A 17,584-nucleotide genomic window follows, 5' to 3' on the forward strand; every position below is an offset into this window, starting at 1 on the left:
TTAACAAAATAAGAAATCTGTTTAAATACTTTTTTAAATTTGCTTTATACATATAATCCCCCATTGGCTATTTTACTTCTTCAAGTAAACTGCCCTTTAGCTGAACAAGAAATTATTACATTAGTTTAGAATTAATTCACCGTTCTCTTTATAAGAAGAAAGTAACTTGTTAATATGGTCATCTATGTCTTCACTCAATAACTCTCCATCTTCAACAGATGTAGGTTCGCCAAATTTTTGAACAATGTATTTTTGGATATAAGCGTCCCTTGAATGATATGCATCATTCCAAATATCAAAATATTCCTCTGGCGAAATACCTAAAACTGCGGCTTGTTTCTCATAAAATTCTTTATCCTTATCTGGGATTATTTTAAGAATTTCACCTGTGTCAGCTCCAGGAAATAACATTTTTTTATTTTCCTGTATTTCCTGTTCTGATACTGCAATACCCTTGCTTTTAGCTTCAAGAATAATAATTTCTTCTTTTATGTAAATTTCTATGTTTTTATCTTCTAATGAATACTGGGAAAGAATATCTTTTGCTTTTATTTCTTCGCCTTTTAAAACAGCAATCACATCTTCATTATCATAATTCGTTCCAGAACATGCGGTTAATAAAATTAAACAAATAATTAAAAATTTGAATTTCATAATTTGTCCCCCTCCTACTTTTTCCTACGGTTATAAGATTAAAATGTATCTTTTTCATTTGTTAATTTTTTAATCATTCTTCCACTAAACTGCCAGTTAGTTTAAGTGAAAACCTTCACAATATTTTATCATAAATATCCAATTTTGCTAAAAACGTTCCTCAACAATCTGGCCCGTTCGTGGAACAAGAAAAAATCCTGCAATATTTAAAGATTTTTAATCAAACTTTTTTATAAACGGCGCGACTTTAAAAACTTCGTATCTTTTTTATAAACATCGTGACTTTATTTCAAATCTACAAATAACCCACCATTTCAAGGTTCGTCATTAAATAGACTATACTAATAAGAGGATAACATGTTCAATATATGAGCATATATCCTCTTTTCTTTTGTATATTATATTTGTTAATTAGATGTTGTTAATGTTGTATAATATGTATATTATACAACGGAACATACGTTTGATTTGGTGGAGGACATAGCCCACAGCGGGAGGCGTAGTGAGGTCTTTAGACCGAGCGTTAATATTTTTTAGAGGTGAAGTGCTATGAGGGTACAAGAAGTTCTCATTGAGAATAACAACAAGAGATACATATTACTGAATCAAGATGGGTTCCCTGTAATGCCAGTTATGAAATATATAAAGTATTTAGATAAGACAGGAAAAAGCCCTAATACTCAAAAAACATATTGCTATTCATTAAAGCATTTTTTTACCTATTTAGAACAAACAAACAAAGATTATAAGTTTATTAGGTTAGAAGATTTAGTGGAGTTTGTGGGATGGTTAAGAAGTCCTTATCAGAGTTCAAATGTTACTCCCCTTCAACAAGAGAAAGCAAAACGAACGGAGAAAACAATTAACCTTACAATTACAGTTATAGCAAATTTCTATGACTACCTTTATCGAAATGAAGAAGTGCAAAATGACATAATGGAAAAACTGATGAAGCGAGCGTTTACAGGGGAACACTCACGTTACAAAAGTTTTTTACATCATGTAAATAAGGACAAGCCCTCTATCAGAAACATACTGAAATTAAAAGAACCACGAAAAAAAGTAGATACACTCACAAAAGAACAAGTGCAGCAAGTATTAGAAGCAACTACTAATATTCGAGATAGATTCTTAATTCAACTGTTATTTGAAACGGGATTGCGTATTGGAGAAGCTCTCGCTCTTTTCATGGAGGATTTTGTTTTTGATCATGGAAAGGGGCATCGGATTCGTTTAGTAGATCGTGGGGAATTAGAAAACGCTGCGATGTTGAAAACTGGGGAAAGAGAAATTTATGTATCACAGTCCTTAATGGATTTATATGACGATTATTTGTATGAAGTCCTTGATGAACTAGAATTGGACACAAACTTTGTTTTTGTAAAACTGAGAGGAAAAGATGTGGGAAAACCAATGGAATATTGGAATGTAGAATCCCTATTTAAGCGTTTAAAAAAGAAAACAGGGATAAACCTACACCCTCACCTATTTCGCCATACACACGCTACAATCTACTATCAGAAAACAAAGGATATTAAACAAGTGCAAGAACGATTAGGTCACTCTCAAATTCAAACAACAATGAATCTGTACCTGCATCCTTCGGATGAAGATATTCGTGAAGATTGGCAAAAGGCACAATCTGAATTTGACCTAAAGAAAAATAACTGAAAGGAGTCTCTGGATGAAGCAAATCAAGAATGTTCAGGTAGAAGAAGTAGCCTTTCACGAAGTATTACAAAGAGAACTTTCAACTTATAGCGAAAAAATAGTACATGAAGATGGTTCAGTTACAATTGAACAAGTAAACCATCCCTACTTCTTAGTCAACGATAAATGGAACACAAACTTTATAGAGGAAATTAAACAATTCAGGGAAATAATAACGACATATAATGAAAAATTAAAAAACCGAAGAAAAACCATTTACTTTCAACTAAAAAGTCCTACTGTTAATTTAGAAATTAAGTATATATTTTATTCTCGATTGTTTAATGAGTATTGGTCGATTAGGACTATATTTAATAATTGTCAAGATGGACTAAGAAGATTAACTGAGTTCTTAAATGAGAAATATCCCAAACTAACATCACTTTTAGAATTAGATATTGATAAAGCAGAAAAAGAATATATATTTTGGTTAAATCAAAAGGGAGTAAATACTCATGAAGTTTTAAAATGGGTGAATAGAAGAAATACGATCAAAAAGAGTAAAGTAGCAGAGTTTTTAAGAATAGTTTATACAGCTTTTTCACATCTCACAGATAAGCGTGATGAATGGGAAAAAGACAAATGGGATATTCGTAGATTACATGATAAGTATGGGATTGATTATAATAAAAGTGCTTCAGGTTATTTTCTTGATTTCTCAAAGATAAACGAAAAGATTCGGGAACAGGTGAAAAAGTATTGTAAGCAAAGACTACTTAGTAAAAATAAATTCTCTGTGGGTACTGCAAATAAATACGTTGATAAACTATCAATATTCTTTTCATTTATTTTTTCGATAGAGCCAACATGGCAAGACTTCAAAGCTTTAAAGCGTTCCCATTTAGAAAAGTATATTGAACATTTACACGAGTACACTAAATATAATTTAAAACAACGTAATTCTAATCCTGAAGATTTTGTTAGAAAATCATTATCGACGGTACAGAAATTTCTCGAAGATATTCAACGGTATGAATATGAAATAGCTCCCGAAACTCATGTAAGACTACTGATTTTCCCTGAAGATAAACCAAAGGTTAGAAAAAGATCGATTGACCAAATTGACTATATTCCAGACCATGTTCTAGAACAACTTTTTACTCAAATTGATGATTTGCATAAAGAAGTAACCCCTGTTGTTTGGATTGCTTTTAAAACAGGACTTAGAATATCTGATGTATTAGGTTTAACTACAAATTGTTTAGTTCGAATAAACGGTCAATATTCGATAGAAACGGATATTGAAAAAACCTATGTAAAAGGTCATCGTATTCCCATTGATGAAAAAATTGCAGATATTCTTGCGGTTCTAATAGAAAAATCAAAAGAACATAGTAATCAAGATAATAACCCTGAAGGGTTCATTTTTGTTCGTTATAGTGGTCAACGAAAAGGAAAACCGTTTGAACAAAGGTGGATTGCACAAAAATTAAATGAGTTTGCATTCCAAAAAAACATTATTGATGAAAATGATAAATTGTTTCATTTCAAAATGCATCAGTTTAGACACACATATGCAGTAAAGATGTTAAACGGTGGCGCTGATATATTAACTGTACAAGAACTGTTGGCTCATGCTTCCCCTGAAATGACCTTGCGGTACGCTAAGTTACTAGATGATACGAAAAGAAAAGCGTTTGAATCTGTTATAAAGCAAGGTGTTTTTAGTTTCGACTTAAACGGTGAAGTACAAGAAATAAATGCAGGAGAAGATATTCCAGTAGAAATACTGGATACATTATGGCAAGACCATAAGCTGAATGCGATGGATAACCCTTATGGAACGTGCCACGCCCGCCTAAACGGGAATTGTCCTCATATGGAAGCTCCACCTTGTTTAACTTGTGGTGATAATCAAACACCATGCAAGGATTTAGCGGTAGGATTTTCAGAATTAGATAAGCAAAAATACGAACTTCACATTATGACGACTACAAAAGCTATTGAGGTAGCAAAACAACGAGGTCGATCAGATATTGCCGAGAAAAATGAAAAGAACTTATTACGCTATCAAAACATCTTAAATACTATTCAAGAAGGGAATATAATTTTTGGCAGGCAAGATCGGATGAAAAGAAAGTTAGGTGCTGAAAATGGCTGAATATGACCGTTCTGCTCATATGAAAGAGATCCATGCCAAACGAAAAGCAATTACTTATCAGAAAGTAGATGAAGCCATTAAAAGGCTTATAAAAGCTAATGAAAAAATAAATTTTAATAGTGTATCCAATGAAGCTGATATTTCAAAAGCAACACTCTATAACAACAAGGACTTTCGTTCAAGAATTGAAGCATTACGAAATCAACAGTCGCAAGTACCTACCCCTAAACAAGTAAAGCGAGAAATGAACGAAAACAACAAAGATGCCCTCATCGCATCTCTGAAAAGAAAAAATCAAAAATTAGTAGAGGAAAACAAGCAATTAAGAGAGCAACTGAAAGTAGCTTATGCAGATGTTTATAAAAAGATATAAGGGAGAACAACGTTCTCCCCTTCTTCAACTAACTGGCAGGGTTGTATAACAATGAAAATTAGATTATTATTAAAATAAGGTAAAATATGGTAAGTTGAGGGAGTGATTATTTGTTTAAACGAATATTATTTGTTAGCGGTATTCTTATTTTAGGAATGGTTATTGGGAACTTTTTTTTCAGTGATACTTTAGCTGACAACCAAGATGATAACTCTAAACATAAAGACGCAATCGCTTACCCTCAAAATGAAAAAGGGCAGACGTATGGTTCAGCATTGGATACGCCTTCTTATGAAGATGAACCTGATTTAATCAAAGCTTACGGAGTAGACGGTACAATAGGATATGTAAAAAAAGAAGATTTGGATGGTCCAGAGCCTAAAACACCTGAAGAAGCAGTTAGACTTTCAAATGAAGCTAAACCAAGAGAAATTCCGTTGTATGATGTTGACGGAGAGACCATTATTGGTAAGTTTATTGTCGGTGGTTAGATGCTGTTCAATAATAGAACAGCATTCTTTTTTATAGTAAAGAAAGTGTTATTCAAAGTAACGGGTGGCTTTTCTTAAATAAGTTGATATACAACGATCTTCAACTATCGGGCGCAATTCTGCAGTAATGAATTGCGCTCTATCTTTATTTAAAGGGCCAGATAATTGAATAACACTTGGTAATTAAATTGGATATTTATGTTAAAATAATTAGAGATTGTGAAGGATTGTACTTAAAGTAACGGGGCAGTTTTGTTGAAGAAGTTAACCTAAAGGGGGAGAATTAGATAATTTTAAAAAATAAACAAGTCATTATTTGGGCTATTATTGCTATTGTACTTGTTTTAATCTGGCTTTTCGCAGCATTAGTAACTATAATCTTTGAAATGATGAAAGCTAAAGTTGGGCAAAAGCGTAAGTGGTGGGTCTTTTTTGATAAACGGAAATCGTTTAACAAATTAGTTATCTAAAAAGTTTTGTAAATATTTCTTAAGCTTAGCTATCTCGACAAACCAATTAGCCCTAACCCCTGGTCTATTATCTACAGTCTTACCCCTAAAGTAACTCAATTGTCCTTTGGTTGGTGTATTAATAAATACGTCATTTAATTTAAAAAACTTATCAGATGCAAGTATTATTTTTTTGGATGATCTCTTTTGAAAGACACAGTTGTACATTGCAGATCCAGAAGGTCCTGCGATAACCTTTGCATTTCTAAAAAAATTTATTTGTTGACTCAAGCTCAATTCCTGGGGATGAATGATACGGAAACCATGTGAAGAAAATAGCTCTTCAACTTTTGCTTCATTTATTAATTGTCGCCTCTTATTTTTTAATTTAGATCTTGAAACATAAATTTTTTCAGGGCCAATTCCATTATCATAGTAGTCACCTATTTTTTCCCAAGTTTTGTGGGCTAGGGTAGAGGTATATTTTTTTAACACAAATGACTGAACTGGAATATGCAGACTTTCACATTGGATCGGTTGATGTAAATAGACTATTTGTTTCTTTTTTATCCCTAGTCCCTTTAAAAGGTCAAGTTGCCAACGTTGGTTATCATTTGGATTCATAATAAATTTATACTGACTAATATCTAAAAAATCCGTAATCCACAATCTAGAAACAACCTCTAATAGGAAGTGTCCATATCCTTCGGAATATTCTCCACTTAAAAAGATACTATCTCCTGGTTGCCAAATAACTTTATCCTTTTTCTTATTTAAATTAAAGTTATTAAATGCACCATTATTATAAAGTGATTTATGAGAAGATAGTAAGCCATAAAGTCTCAAGCTATCAGGTAATAATCTATTGTTATACAAAATAATTTGATTTTTTATACATAACGCATGTTTTATACTTGCAAGATAAAACTCTTTAGTTCTACATTTTTTAGGAACCCTTTGTTTTAATGATGGGTTTAAAGGAGGAATTAAGGCTAATGTTTCTGGTTTTTTTACAATATATAGATTATTTTCTGGTAAACAACCTACTTTATAATCACTAAAATTTTTTACTTTGCAAATATTACGATAATCTATTAATTTCAATTTTTTTATTTGTTTTTTGGAGGACATTAAATCACCTCTTAACATGTTTTAGAACCATAGTTTCAAATCTTCATTTTCATGAATCTTGATGAGACTTATTACACTCGGAAAATTTCTTAAGCAGTTTTTCAAACTTATGACAACAATTTGCTATACTAATAAAAAGTAACGTAACATCGGAATTCTAAGCAAAGGGCTTTAATACTTCTATAAATTCTTTAGCGGATTTAAAGTTCTTCATGTTAGTTGGAGTCAGGGCTGTCGTTAAATGTTCTTTTAATTTGCTATTACTTACCGCAAAGGGACCAATTCCATATGCTGAATTCTTATTGAGTGGCGCTTTTCCATTAATAAGATACAGACACATAAGTGCCGCTTTACGTAAGTCGTTTTGTAATGAGGCAGTGGTTAGCGGCCTGGCTAAAGTAAAATCAATAACTTTAACTGTTTTTGGTTGCAAATTGTAAATCATTACATTTTGAGGTATTAAATCCCTATGGGCATATCCGTTGTTATGAAGTTGGTTTAGGGCATGCAAAATATTTATTGTGATTTGAGTACTTAGTTTGATAGGTCTCTTTTTTCCGATTGACTTCCAAAAAGTAGTTCCAAGTATGTCGCCTCCAATATATTCCATAACAATGTAAGCCTTTCCTCTTCTTGTGTAAAAGTCATAAAAATACGGTAAATATTTAAAGTTACCATACGTTTTCATAATAAAAGCTTCTTTTTTAGCCTCTTTTATATTATTTAATTCTTTTATTGCAACTTTCCTATTGTTAATTATATTGTAACCCCAATATACTTTTCCGTGAGTTCCTCTACCTTTACAATTTAAATCAACTATATAGCGACCTAATTTGGTTTCCTCCATTTTATCAACACCTTAAAGAGTTTTATCTACGAGTATATTATGATGTAGGATAACTTTGGTCTAGACAAATACTACATGGCTTATAACTAAGAAAGGAGTACTACAACCGGGGATCAATTAGAAAACCATTGTTAAAGTAACTAAAGGTGCATTCCTATAATAAAGGGAATGTTGTTTTTCTTATTGAACAAACGGGAGCGATGCTTGAATAAGGCATCGCCATTTGCTTATTGAATTCACTGGCAGGTTAGGGTAACAATGACTTTAGATATAATCTAATATCAAATGGGATACTAAGAGTAAAGGAGAGATTTTTTAATGTCAGTTATGATTGCAAAAACTTTGGGAATATCAATTAAGTGTCAACCTAAAGATGTTTATGAGTACATTACAAATCCTAAAAACCTTTCAGAATGGGCAACAACATTTTCTTTTTCAGTCAAAAAGTCTGAGAGTGGTGAATGGATTGTAGAAACTCCAGAAGGCGAAATGAAAATCAAGTATGTAGAAAAGAATAAATTTGGAGTGGCTGACCATTATATTATTACTCCTCAAGGGCAAGAAATTTATAATCCAATGAGAGTGTTCCCAAACAACATTGGATGTGAAGTGATTTTTACTCTATTCCAAGTTTCTGGTATGTCTGATGTGAAGTTTTTAGAAGATGCGGAGTTGGTTGAACGAGATTTAAAAAACCTAAAAAATGTGATGGAGAAGTAAATCGTTTTAATTGGAATAGACTTTCTAATTATCGTCTTTATTCAGAAAGGTAAAAAGAAAAGTAAACTTCATGTTTTGAATGATTGTGAAAAATTACACTTAAAGTAAAGGGGGCGTATCTGGAATAAGCGGATACGTTTTTTTACTAACTTAACAAGAAAGTTGATTAAAGAATAAAGGGGGAAAGTGAAATGAGTATAGTAAATTATCTTGGTTGTAATTTTACTCTGTCTTTTAGTGATGATGATAGTGATGACAAAATTTTAATAGGAGATTTTTTTTCAGATGAACAAATGAGAAAGGATGTAAAGAAAAACTTTTCAACTAAGTATGTTTATGAAGTAACATCAAATGAATTTGGGAGTATATGGTTTAATGAATATTACAAAAGTGATTATCCAAAGGGTCATTTAGAAGGACATAAAAGTTTCAAAGCATTATGTGAATTTTTAGATGGTCACCTAAAAATAGGAGATTATTGCGAATTATACACTTGTTGGTTTGGCGATGAATTAGAAGATAAAGAATTTGAACAAACTATAACCATAAATAACTTTGACATTAACCACATCAATATATTTGAAAAAACACTATTAGTAATTAAGAAATAGTTGTTGAACTACCATGAAAATAAACTTCAGTAACTCAAGGAAAAAGACAATACTAAAGAAGACGCAGCTCATTCGTTTTAAAAAAAAGCAGAGAGCGCCAAAATTCATAAATCTATAAACTACATTGACTGGATTAATAATCAGTATTGACAACTCTATACCATTTTCATTCTCTGTGGTGCAGCGCCGATTTTGCGCTGCATGGATGGCTAACGGGTGGCGTTAGTGCAACAAGAAAGGACATAACATATTAGTCATGTAAAATATGTTATGTCCTTTGATTTATTTATCTTTTTTCAATTTAGGTCTTGATAACGTAAGGAACCTAAGTGGTGGGTTATTGACACTCATTTGTTCTCTCTCCTCTTGATCTCGTATTTTACAATTCTTGGATCTGTTTGATTATGTCATTGCGACGCTCTTCTAATTTTTTCAGTTCATCTTGTTTACTTTTTAAAAGTTCTTGCTTCTTTTCTTCCTTATTATTTTTGTCTTTCACTTTCGTTTCTTGAGCCTGAACTTCTTGTTTCTTTTCTTCTATGAGCTTATCGATATCTTGTAAACTTTCATAATAAGTAGAAACCGTTGATTGCGCATCTTGTAATATTTCAATCTGTTTTTCGAATGAATCGCTGCTATCTGATTTCTTTTGGAAATCGGTGATAAAAGTTTCAAGATCGTCTTTGTTGTTTGTTAAATAAAAAGCTTTAGCAATTGCATAAGCTCTTCTCTGATTAAAGTCGCTTAAATCTTTGTTAGCAATTAACACACTATAATCATTATTTACATCAGCTAAATCAAATGTAAGTACTTTAGATTCTACCTGATTCACAAGTTGTTCTAGATCGCCTTTGTTGTCAGCTGTAACTAGCAAATCTCCTATGATATACGCACTATTTTTGTCTGTTGAAATTGCCTTAATATACTTTCTTTGTTCAATGTACCACTGAATTAACATTATTTGGTCTTCCCTAGATAAATTCTCATAACCGATGCTATCTAGTTCGGCATAGGCTGTTTCTCGATCTCCATTGATGTAGTTGATATAAATTTCTTTAACTTTAGATTCGGTTTGTTCTTTTGCTAATACTGTTTGATCGTTTCCGAAATTTGTAAAACCGTCCGTTAAAAAGTAAGTAGTCATTACCACAATCATCACGGGAATCAAGACAGCTATTCCGGTGGGTGATGTCAATTTGTCTATAAACGTTTTCTTTTCTTTAAATTTTTTAGAGTTTCCTTTTTGGCCTTCCTCCAAGAGTTCTCTTTTTAACTTATCTGATAAGGATACGTTTTCTGGTTTCTGTGAACTTTTCTTTAATCCCCATTTATTCAAAAATGATTGTTGTTTTTTTGATTGCTTTTCCTCATATTCTTTATCGGCTGCAATTTCTAACAAAACTAAAGCTTTGTCAATGACCATTTCGATCTCTTCTACATTTTTAGAAATAAGAATGTCTTCTATAAATTGATACGTCTCATCTCTCTTTTCGATAAAATCAACCTTGGACGGCTTTTTAACAATGACATTATTTAGAGTTGTGAGGGATAAAATTATCAGTTCCTTTAAACCATCAAGTGCCGTTTTTTGTGAAAAGATCTTCATACCGTCAAATTCAAAAAGAAGAGCTTGAATTTGTTTTTCTCCCATATTGATGAAAAAATTATTTGTATGCCACAGGATTTTCACCTGCTTTTCTTCTGAAATCTTTGCAATTTCAACAAGCGTTTTCAATAAAGGGATCACTTCTTCGAATTTTAATTTTCGTATGCTCAAAAAGTTTACGCAATCTTTAAGTTCATAAGAAAAAAGAAAATGTGCTCTCAATTCACTGATCGAGTTAGCAAAAGCAAAGGATTCACTATAATCTAACTTCTCCAGCTTTTGTTTATACAACTGTTCTAATGCTTCTCGATCTTCGGTTTTAAAACGATTGACCGGCATTGAATAAACGATATTATTCTTTGAAACTTCTATTTCACCGAAACGATTTGCTTGATTTTTCATCGGATGGATTTCAACTCCTTTATCAAGTACAATATAAATAACTTCTAGGTTAATACATCATTGTGGGAAAGACATAGGGGAAAGAGTAATTCCTAATTTACTCTTTCCTACTCGACTAGCACATCAAGTTCTACGTATTCGGATATTAACCAGTTTCCATCTTCTTTTGATACTTTTACTCTCCCTAATGCTTTTTGATCCGAAGTATTTTCACCTATCCTAAAGCTTGTATCAGCTTCATAAAGTGCAGCATAATGTCCGTCTACTTCTTTCACATAAATATCAATAGAACGTAAAATCTTTTCAAATTCAACCAAATCATGTTCGTCCCCTCCAGCTTCAATTGGATTGAAAGGGCGTTCCGTACCAAAAAACTGCTCACTTAATTCATCTGTCATATTCTTTCGCACTTCATTTTCAATAACATTCCGATCTTTTTCCGTATACCAAACCGTTAAAAACCTTTCAATAGCATTTTCCATTTCGCTTAATTCGGATTGATTAAGAACTGGAACACCACTTTGATTCGGTTCTTCCTCTTCCTCTTCTATTTCATTGATTATAGGCTGATCTTCTATATCACTGCTTAATGGCTGTTTGTTTACATCATCAGTAGTACCAGAAGGTAAAATCCATAAAGCAATGATGGAGATAAGTAAAACTACAGAAACGGCAATAAATAGAATGTGCACTTTTTTAAATTTCATTTAAAGTCACCTTCTTCATTGTAGAGAGATAGATTTTCTAACTTTTGATTAAGTTTCTCTATCTCTTTTTTCATATTTTCTTGATTAGTTTTTATCGCTTCAATCCCTTCTAGGATAGTATTGATTTCAGTCTTTTTTTCAAAATGATGAACCGTTTCTCTGTCCATAGCAACGCGAATATAATCTTTCATGAGTTCGTTCAGTTGTTTGGTTTCTTTCCATGCTTCAACCAAAGCCTTTTCACGTTCTATTTTTTCAGCTAAGCTCACGAAGTTCATCCCCCTTTTCTGTATCACATAATTTTGGTTTATAGTCCTAAAATCGACTTAGGATCTTTGTGTCCTCCAAATTTCTCCGTCCGTACTTCTAGGTGTAAATGCGGGCCTGTGCTCGCACCCGTTGATCCACACACACCGATTTGTTGACTTAATGTCACTGTATCGCCTACATTTACACTTAAACTCGATAAATGAGCATATGCTGAAAATAGATTTTGTTCATGCTGTACAATGACAAGATTTCCATATCCCCCTGCTCCTCCTGAAAACACGATTCGTCCGTCACCGATTGACCGAATAGGAGTAACATAATTCACGCAACCAAAATCAATACCATTATGCATCTTTCGTTCTTTTGAAATCGGGTGTATACGTACGCCATAATCGCTTGTAATTGTCATCGTTCCGCCTATCGGCATGGCAAAGTTACCATCCCCAACAAAACCCATATAATCTCCATCGCTTTCTAAGATAACTAAATAGTTTTTAATTTTGTCTAAATAGCGAGGATCTCCATAACACGCATTCCTTGCTCGAGCTTCAGCATCATTCCGACATATACCAGTGAAAAGACTTGAAGCATATTGAGGTTTTTGTTTCATCTCCGAAGAAAACTCAAGCCGTTTATCTAAAGATGGTTCTTCGCCGCCTATCCAAGAGATAAAACCTACACCAAAGTTATACGATTGAATCGCCACGTCCAGGTTATTATTTGATTGTGCCAAGACATTCTTAAAATGCTTAACTCCATATTTAATAGATTCATTTGGGTCGGTGATGACTCCCATCTTACCACCACTCATTGATTCAGAGGATTGAAAGATGTCTCCGTTTGTTCTTGCGATGTTGCCGCCACTTTCTTGCTGTAAAATAGCAAGAAGAACACTAGCCATAGATGCATCAAGACCTTGATTCGCAAGTTCTGTTTCAATTGCGTCTTTAAATTGCATGACTTGTTCTGAAATACCCTTTACACCATAATCAGGTGTATTGGTCTCGTCGTTTAGAAATATTGACGTAATGAAAAGAACAATGAACACTAGAAAAGCAATAAATAGGACTATAATTGCGGATGGCAGAGCACCAACAGAGGTTAAAATTTTCCCTCCCGCCACCTTTCCAACCTCTTTTAATGCATTGTTACTTTCGGCCAAGTTTCTCCTCCTCCCTTACCAATCTCTATTGCTCTAAAACTTTATAGTTTTTCTTGAACCAAAGTTCTTCTTCTATGCCAGTTAGAAATATTTCCATTTTCACTTTGCTGGACCCGACATAGAAAAAACCTTTTCCTGAATCAGAATCCTTTAGCCCTTCTTTCACCGTTAAAAAACTCATTTCATTTTCACTTAAATTTAAATGCATATGCTCGTTGACCATTTTCACTTCTTGTGCTTTCATTTTTAGGTATAACTGCTGAACAGATTGTAAAATGACGGCTTCGCCATAGTTTCTGTGCTCTGTTTTAGCAGATAAAAAATCTGCAAGTGACTGTGTAGCACAAACAATCGAGCAATTAAATTCACGCAATACTTTCATCATTTCAAAAAGATATTCCATGGCAACAACAACGTTTGGATCGGCAATGTTATGGGCTTCATCGACCACTAAACTCGTATCTTTTCTATCACCATTAATGATTTCATAGCGTTGACTCGCTAAAATATTGAAGTAAGCGACCCTTTTCACTTTTTCAATTTTGGCTATAGGTTTAATATCGTAAACGACTAAATTGCTCTTTGTATCAACGTTTGTATGACCGTTAAAAATATTTTGATAAATTCCTTTTGCATATGCGGATAAGGTTTGATGAAATTCTTCTAAAATATCGTAACGTTTACGATCTCTGTCTTTTAAATTGGAAAGAAAATTGTACAAATCCATCATAATCGGCATGTCTTCTGGTTTGAGTTCATTAATGTTCGTTTCTGGAGTAATAGATACAGGTCCATATTTTTCTGAAGCATACAAATCCAATAGTACTTCTGATAAAACATCTTCTTGCAAGTCTGTCATGTTTCGGTACATGAGTTTAAACATAATGATAAGAGTCGAGATTTTATCATAAAGTGCATTGGTTTCTACGGTATTCCCCTCATCATCAGCCTGGGCAGAAACAACAGGAATATCAAATGGATTAATTCTCTTGTCACCGTCAAGCTTAAATTGGATCCATTCCCCACCAAGTTTTTGAAAAAGTTTTCCGTAATCTCCTTTAGGATCCAACGCAATAATCCTTTCATTTTTCATGAATTTTCTTAGCATATAAGTCATCAAAAATGTTGATTTCCCTGATCCACTAATCCCTAGGATAAACATGTGTTTATTCACTAAAGAACGATCTTCAACTTTAACAACGTTTCCAGTAGAAATATTTGTGCCGTACATCAAACCGTTTTTATGATAAATCTCATTTTCATGAAAGGGAAAGAAATAAGAAACCGCTTCTGAGGTCATTGGTCGATAAGTTAAGTCATAAACTTTATTGGTTGCAAAAGGTAGAAAACTGTCAAAGGCGTCTTTTCCTCTTAGTCTTGGATAAACCAACTTACAAATCGATCCTGCTGTTGATCGTACTAATTGAGAAAGTTGATCGAGTTCTTCTTTACTGCTCGCTACAATGTGAATCAATAATTGAAACAAAAACATTCTTTCATTCTTTATCGAAAGATTTCTAAGCAGCATTTCATTATCTTTAATTTCAGCTTCAGCACGAGCCTTCACATCTTCGCTAACATATCGTGATTCAATCTTATTTCGATTTTGTTTAATACTTAATGAAATTTGCTTGCGAGCCATTTCTGGATCATATTCTTTAAGATATTGCGTCACACTAACATTTTCTGATATTTCGGTTAGCCGCTGTATATGCTCTTGTGAAATAACCGTTTCAAATTCAACTGCACAATAAGTTCGAGTATAATTCCCACCCGATCTTACATAATTTTCATCTTCATAAAGAGAATCCGGAGACAATTTATTTAGCAATGGAAGATTTGCATTCATCATCGATTTTTCTAATAGGTCATCATGAGTTTGATCCTTTTTCTTTGAAAAATCTAACCATGTAGGTAATTTCAAAACTTACACACCCCTAACGTTTTCAATATTCGTTTAACGTTGCCTTGAAGGCAACTGTCACGCCTGAAGGCGAATTGACATTAATAGATTGTGTACTTTTCATTTTCCTTCCAGTTTTCGCTCATTTCTTTAAATTCTTTATCACTCACTGTTAAGAAGCTATTTAAAGGCGATGACATATCTTTATTTGTTTGTGCGCTCTCATAATCAATCGCCATATACAACAAGTCTTCTAATGCAGCATTATCGAGAATCGTTACTTCCAACTCGTAACGTCCATGTAGCATATTTTCTATTTGCGTTTTCAAGGATTCCGCATTCCGATCAATTGTATCTAAGCCTTTATTATTGTTTTTAGTCGACAAGATCACATATCGCTCTCGTCTAACCATATTTTTTGACTTTTGAATTTGATAAATTTTGTTCTTATAGCTTTGACCGAGAAGTCGTTTGGTTAGATCACGTTCCTTGTTAATTTCTTGTTCAATTTCGATTAAGTAGTTTTTCAAATCGATAGGCTGAACAATCTGATTGATTTGAATGTCAAAAAAATCTCTTGGAATATCATTTAAAAACGTTTGGTAGGCTTCAAACACTCTTTCTCGATCTGATGGTGACATCAAAGATACATTAACACTCGATACCTTTAGAACTTTCACAAGATGGTTATCTAATGTCTCATAACAACCATTTGAAATGGTAAAGATTCCTAGTTTTGCGCGAATATCCTGACTCAAATCAATATTCACCTCTTTCGTAAAATGAAAGGTCTTCTCACGTCTGATAAAATTTACTTTATTTAAGATCTTGTTCCACTGATTGATGTTTTTTCGGTATGCATCTTTCATGCTGAGTAAAGAAATAGAAAATAAAAACGGAACAAAAGCAAAACATAAAGTAACGGTGTTTAAAAGACTTGTTTTATATAAAATAATCAGAATCAAAATAGTCAATAGAAGGAATGGTGCCGAATACACAACATCCATAAACCGAATGTTTCCGATGATGTACCGGCTGGCATCAAAATGTAGATTTAATAAAATTTTCCCCTTTTTTTTCATTTCTTCACGAGCCATTTCGGCAGAGTAATCTCGCATGACATCCCTTCTTTCTAAAAAGAAAGATAGAATTGATCTATCTTTCTTTTTAATAGGTTGGAGTTATTTTTCTAGTTTACGAACAGCTTCCATAGCTATATTTTAAGTGTTCATTCTAACGAATCCGATGATTGCTCTTGCGAGTAGGAAAACCACGAAGGCCATGATACAAACAACAAGTCCTTTTTGAAATTTTTGTTTTCCTTCCTCGCCACCAAACGCTGCCATTAAAGCACAAAATAAGATACCAATACCAAAAATTGTTGCGCCGAGGTTGAACACATTGGAGAAAATAGCATTAATTAGTTTTTGCAGAGACTCAAATAGCATTTTTTCCACTCCTTTTTTTAAAATAAGAAAGGGTAAATTACCCAATTTCCTCATATTCTCTTATGTTTTAAATCTTATAAACCTTACTCAACCTTAAATAACTCTTCTACTTTGAGATCCAATGCCTTAGCGATTTTCATAATATTTTCATGCGTAGGGTATTTCCGATTTCCTCTTTCGATTTGTGAAATAGTCGGTTGTGGAACTCCTGATTTATCCGCAAGATCAAACTGAGTCCAACCTTTCTCCAACCTTTTTATCCTGATTTTATTTATAATGATCACCTCCTTATTATCATTTTATTCCTATTCGAATAATTAGTCAATTAAAAATTATTCAAAAAGGAATAAAATGATAATAAAAGAACCCTGGCTAGTTTTTTCTGATATGATTTAAGTAAAATTAATCAGAGCTTGGTGAGTGAAAAGTATGAATAAGTTTAATAAGGAACTTGGACAAAAAATCCAAAAATATCGTAAATCCATAAATATGTCAACAACTGAACTGGCTGATCTTTCAGAAACTTCACAAAGTACAATTAGCAAAATTGAAAATGGTAATTCAACAACAAATATTGAGACACTCATAAAGATTTGCAAAGCATTAAAAATTACCCTTTATGAAATATTGCCTGAAAATGTATTACCTGAACAAAAAGTAAGCAGTACAGATAAAAGGAAAATATTCAATGTTTTAGATCAAATGTCTGACAGCGAAATAAGAATAGTTCAAAGCCTTCTCACAACTAATATCATTCCAACACTAAAGAGCATCTCGCATCTTGTAACAGCTATTGAACAATTAAGTGAAGAAGAGAGAAAACATTTAAGGGACTTTTTTAATTCGTTAACGAATATTTAGTGGCTATTTACACAATACAATATTTGCCATGTCGAAAGGGAGGGGTAAAAATATACCCCTCCCCAATAAATGAATTATATGATATAATGTTAAATTTACTATTTCTCGATTCAAGTTTTCAATTTTTATACAAGATAA

18 protein-coding genes are annotated in these 17,584 nt (G+C 32.8%); 7 read left to right on the forward strand and 11 right to left on the reverse strand.

From position 1 onward, the window contains the following. Positions 1-120 precede the first annotated feature (120 nt). Positions 121-654 carry a hypothetical protein gene (locus tag SAY88_RS16235; RefSeq protein WP_332633050.1) on the reverse strand — a complete coding sequence of 178 codons (534 nt, stop codon included), beginning with the start codon at positions 652-654 and terminating at the stop codon, positions 121-123. A gap of 549 nt (positions 655-1,203) precedes the next feature. On the opposite strand from SAY88_RS16235, the gene SAY88_RS16240 reads away from it, so the two are divergent. From SAY88_RS16240 to SAY88_RS16255, 4 genes are all read left to right on the forward strand, one after another. Continuing rightward, positions 1,204-2,325, forward strand: coding sequence for a tyrosine-type recombinase/integrase (locus SAY88_RS16240; RefSeq protein WP_332633052.1), 1,122 nt, complete (start codon positions 1,204-1,206; stop codon positions 2,323-2,325). Between the two features lie 13 nt (positions 2,326-2,338). After that, the gene (locus SAY88_RS16245; RefSeq protein WP_332633054.1) at positions 2,339-4,465 is read left to right on the forward strand and encodes a tyrosine-type recombinase/integrase; all 2,127 of its coding nucleotides are present in this window, start codon (positions 2,339-2,341) and stop codon (positions 4,463-4,465) included. After that, positions 4,458-4,838: a DUF6262 family protein gene (locus SAY88_RS16250; RefSeq protein WP_332633056.1), complete on the forward strand. Its 381-nt coding sequence runs from the start codon at positions 4,458-4,460 to the stop codon at positions 4,836-4,838. The genes SAY88_RS16245 and SAY88_RS16250 overlap by 8 nt, the downstream gene beginning before the upstream one ends. Positions 4,839-4,948: 110 nt before the next feature. Continuing rightward, complete coding sequence (locus SAY88_RS16255) at positions 4,949-5,329, forward strand: peptidase M56 BlaR1 (protein WP_332633058.1); 381 nt, start codon at positions 4,949-4,951, stop codon at positions 5,327-5,329. Positions 5,330-5,787: 458 nt separating this feature from the next. Here the strand turns inward: SAY88_RS16255 and SAY88_RS16260 are convergent, their stop codons facing one another. Together SAY88_RS16260 and SAY88_RS16265 are read right to left on the reverse strand one after the other, a co-directional pair. Next, positions 5,788-6,909, reverse strand: coding sequence for a glycosyltransferase family 61 protein (locus tag SAY88_RS16260; protein ID WP_332633059.1), 1,122 nt, complete (start codon positions 6,907-6,909; stop codon positions 5,788-5,790). Between the two features lie 157 nt (positions 6,910-7,066). Then, entirely contained in the window at positions 7,067-7,756 is a 690-nt protein-coding gene (locus tag SAY88_RS16265) for a protein kinase domain-containing protein (RefSeq protein ID WP_332633060.1), read from the reverse strand. A gap of 318 nt (positions 7,757-8,074) precedes the next feature. On the opposite strand from SAY88_RS16265, the gene SAY88_RS16270 reads away from it, so the two are divergent. Further along, positions 8,075-8,476, forward strand: coding sequence for an SRPBCC family protein (locus SAY88_RS16270; protein WP_332633061.1), 402 nt, complete (start codon positions 8,075-8,077; stop codon positions 8,474-8,476). A gap of 191 nt (positions 8,477-8,667) precedes the next feature. Further along, a complete protein-coding gene (locus SAY88_RS16275) occupies positions 8,668-9,087 on the forward strand; it encodes a hypothetical protein (protein ID WP_332633062.1) in 420 nt (139 codons plus the stop codon). 379 nt (positions 9,088-9,466) lie between these two features. Here SAY88_RS16275 and SAY88_RS16280 read toward each other — a convergent pair whose 3' ends face one another. The 8 genes from SAY88_RS16280 to SAY88_RS16315 form a co-directional block, all read right to left on the reverse strand. Then, on the reverse strand, positions 9,467-11,095 hold the full coding sequence (locus SAY88_RS16280; RefSeq protein ID WP_332633063.1) for a hypothetical protein: 1,629 nt from the start codon (positions 11,093-11,095) through the stop codon (positions 9,467-9,469). Positions 11,096-11,202: 107 nt separating this feature from the next. Continuing rightward, entirely contained in the window at positions 11,203-11,802 is a 600-nt protein-coding gene (locus tag SAY88_RS16285) for a hypothetical protein (RefSeq protein WP_332633065.1), read from the reverse strand. Then, a complete protein-coding gene (locus SAY88_RS16290) occupies positions 11,799-12,071 on the reverse strand; it encodes a hypothetical protein (RefSeq protein ID WP_332633067.1) in 273 nt (90 codons plus the stop codon). The genes SAY88_RS16285 and SAY88_RS16290 overlap by 4 nt, the downstream gene beginning before the upstream one ends. A 38-nt stretch (positions 12,072-12,109) precedes the next feature. Continuing rightward, a complete protein-coding gene (locus SAY88_RS16295) occupies positions 12,110-13,234 on the reverse strand; it encodes a lysozyme family protein (RefSeq protein WP_332633068.1) in 1,125 nt (374 codons plus the stop codon). A gap of 25 nt (positions 13,235-13,259) precedes the next feature. Next, positions 13,260-15,158, reverse strand: coding sequence for a VirB4 family type IV secretion system protein (locus SAY88_RS16300; RefSeq protein ID WP_332633069.1), 1,899 nt, complete (start codon positions 15,156-15,158; stop codon positions 13,260-13,262). Between the two features lie 80 nt (positions 15,159-15,238). Then, positions 15,239-16,255, reverse strand: coding sequence for a TraC-like domain-containing protein (locus tag SAY88_RS16305; protein ID WP_332633070.1), 1,017 nt, complete (start codon positions 16,253-16,255; stop codon positions 15,239-15,241). Positions 16,256-16,357: 102 nt separating this feature from the next. Continuing rightward, on the reverse strand, positions 16,358-16,585 hold the full coding sequence (locus SAY88_RS16310; protein ID WP_332633072.1) for a hypothetical protein: 228 nt from the start codon (positions 16,583-16,585) through the stop codon (positions 16,358-16,360). An 83-nt stretch (positions 16,586-16,668) separates the two neighbouring features. Beyond that, a complete protein-coding gene (locus SAY88_RS16315) occupies positions 16,669-16,869 on the reverse strand; it encodes a helix-turn-helix domain-containing protein (RefSeq protein WP_488803300.1) in 201 nt (66 codons plus the stop codon). Between the two features lie 145 nt (positions 16,870-17,014). Between SAY88_RS16315 and SAY88_RS16320 the strand changes: the two genes are divergently transcribed. Further along, positions 17,015-17,446, forward strand: a complete 432-nt coding sequence (locus SAY88_RS16320) for a helix-turn-helix domain-containing protein (protein WP_332633074.1) — start codon at positions 17,015-17,017, stop codon at positions 17,444-17,446. Positions 17,447-17,584: the final 138 nt, after the last annotated feature.

This window comes from Halalkalibacter flavus (genome assembly GCF_036663575.1).
Classification (GTDB): domain Bacteria; phylum Bacillota; class Bacilli; order Bacillales; family Bacillaceae_D; genus Halalkalibacter; species Halalkalibacter flavus.

Coding starts and splice junctions, on each gene's coding strand:
- SAY88_RS16235 (WP_332633050.1), bottom strand. CDS start 654: ATGAAATTCAAATTTTTAATTATTTGTTTAATTTTATTAACCGCATGT.
- SAY88_RS16240 (WP_332633052.1), top strand. CDS start 1,204: ATGAGGGTACAAGAAGTTCTCATTGAGAATAACAACAAGAGATACATA.
- SAY88_RS16245 (WP_332633054.1), top strand. CDS start 2,339: ATGAAGCAAATCAAGAATGTTCAGGTAGAAGAAGTAGCCTTTCACGAA.
- SAY88_RS16250 (WP_332633056.1), top strand. CDS start 4,458: ATGGCTGAATATGACCGTTCTGCTCATATGAAAGAGATCCATGCCAAA.
- SAY88_RS16260 (WP_332633059.1), bottom strand. CDS start 6,909: ATGTCCTCCAAAAAACAAATAAAAAAATTGAAATTAATAGATTATCGT.
- SAY88_RS16265 (WP_332633060.1), bottom strand. CDS start 7,756: ATGGAGGAAACCAAATTAGGTCGCTATATAGTTGATTTAAATTGTAAA.
- SAY88_RS16270 (WP_332633061.1), top strand. CDS start 8,075: ATGTCAGTTATGATTGCAAAAACTTTGGGAATATCAATTAAGTGTCAA.
- SAY88_RS16275 (WP_332633062.1), top strand. CDS start 8,668: ATGAGTATAGTAAATTATCTTGGTTGTAATTTTACTCTGTCTTTTAGT.
- SAY88_RS16280 (WP_332633063.1), bottom strand. CDS start 11,095: ATGAAAAATCAAGCAAATCGTTTCGGTGAAATAGAAGTTTCAAAGAAT.
- SAY88_RS16285 (WP_332633065.1), bottom strand. CDS start 11,802: ATGAAATTTAAAAAAGTGCACATTCTATTTATTGCCGTTTCTGTAGTT.
- SAY88_RS16305 (WP_332633070.1), bottom strand. CDS start 16,255: ATGCGAGATTACTCTGCCGAAATGGCTCGTGAAGAAATGAAAAAAAAG.
- SAY88_RS16310 (WP_332633072.1), bottom strand. CDS start 16,585: ATGCTATTTGAGTCTCTGCAAAAACTAATTAATGCTATTTTCTCCAAT.
- SAY88_RS16320 (WP_332633074.1), top strand. CDS start 17,015: ATGAATAAGTTTAATAAGGAACTTGGACAAAAAATCCAAAAATATCGT.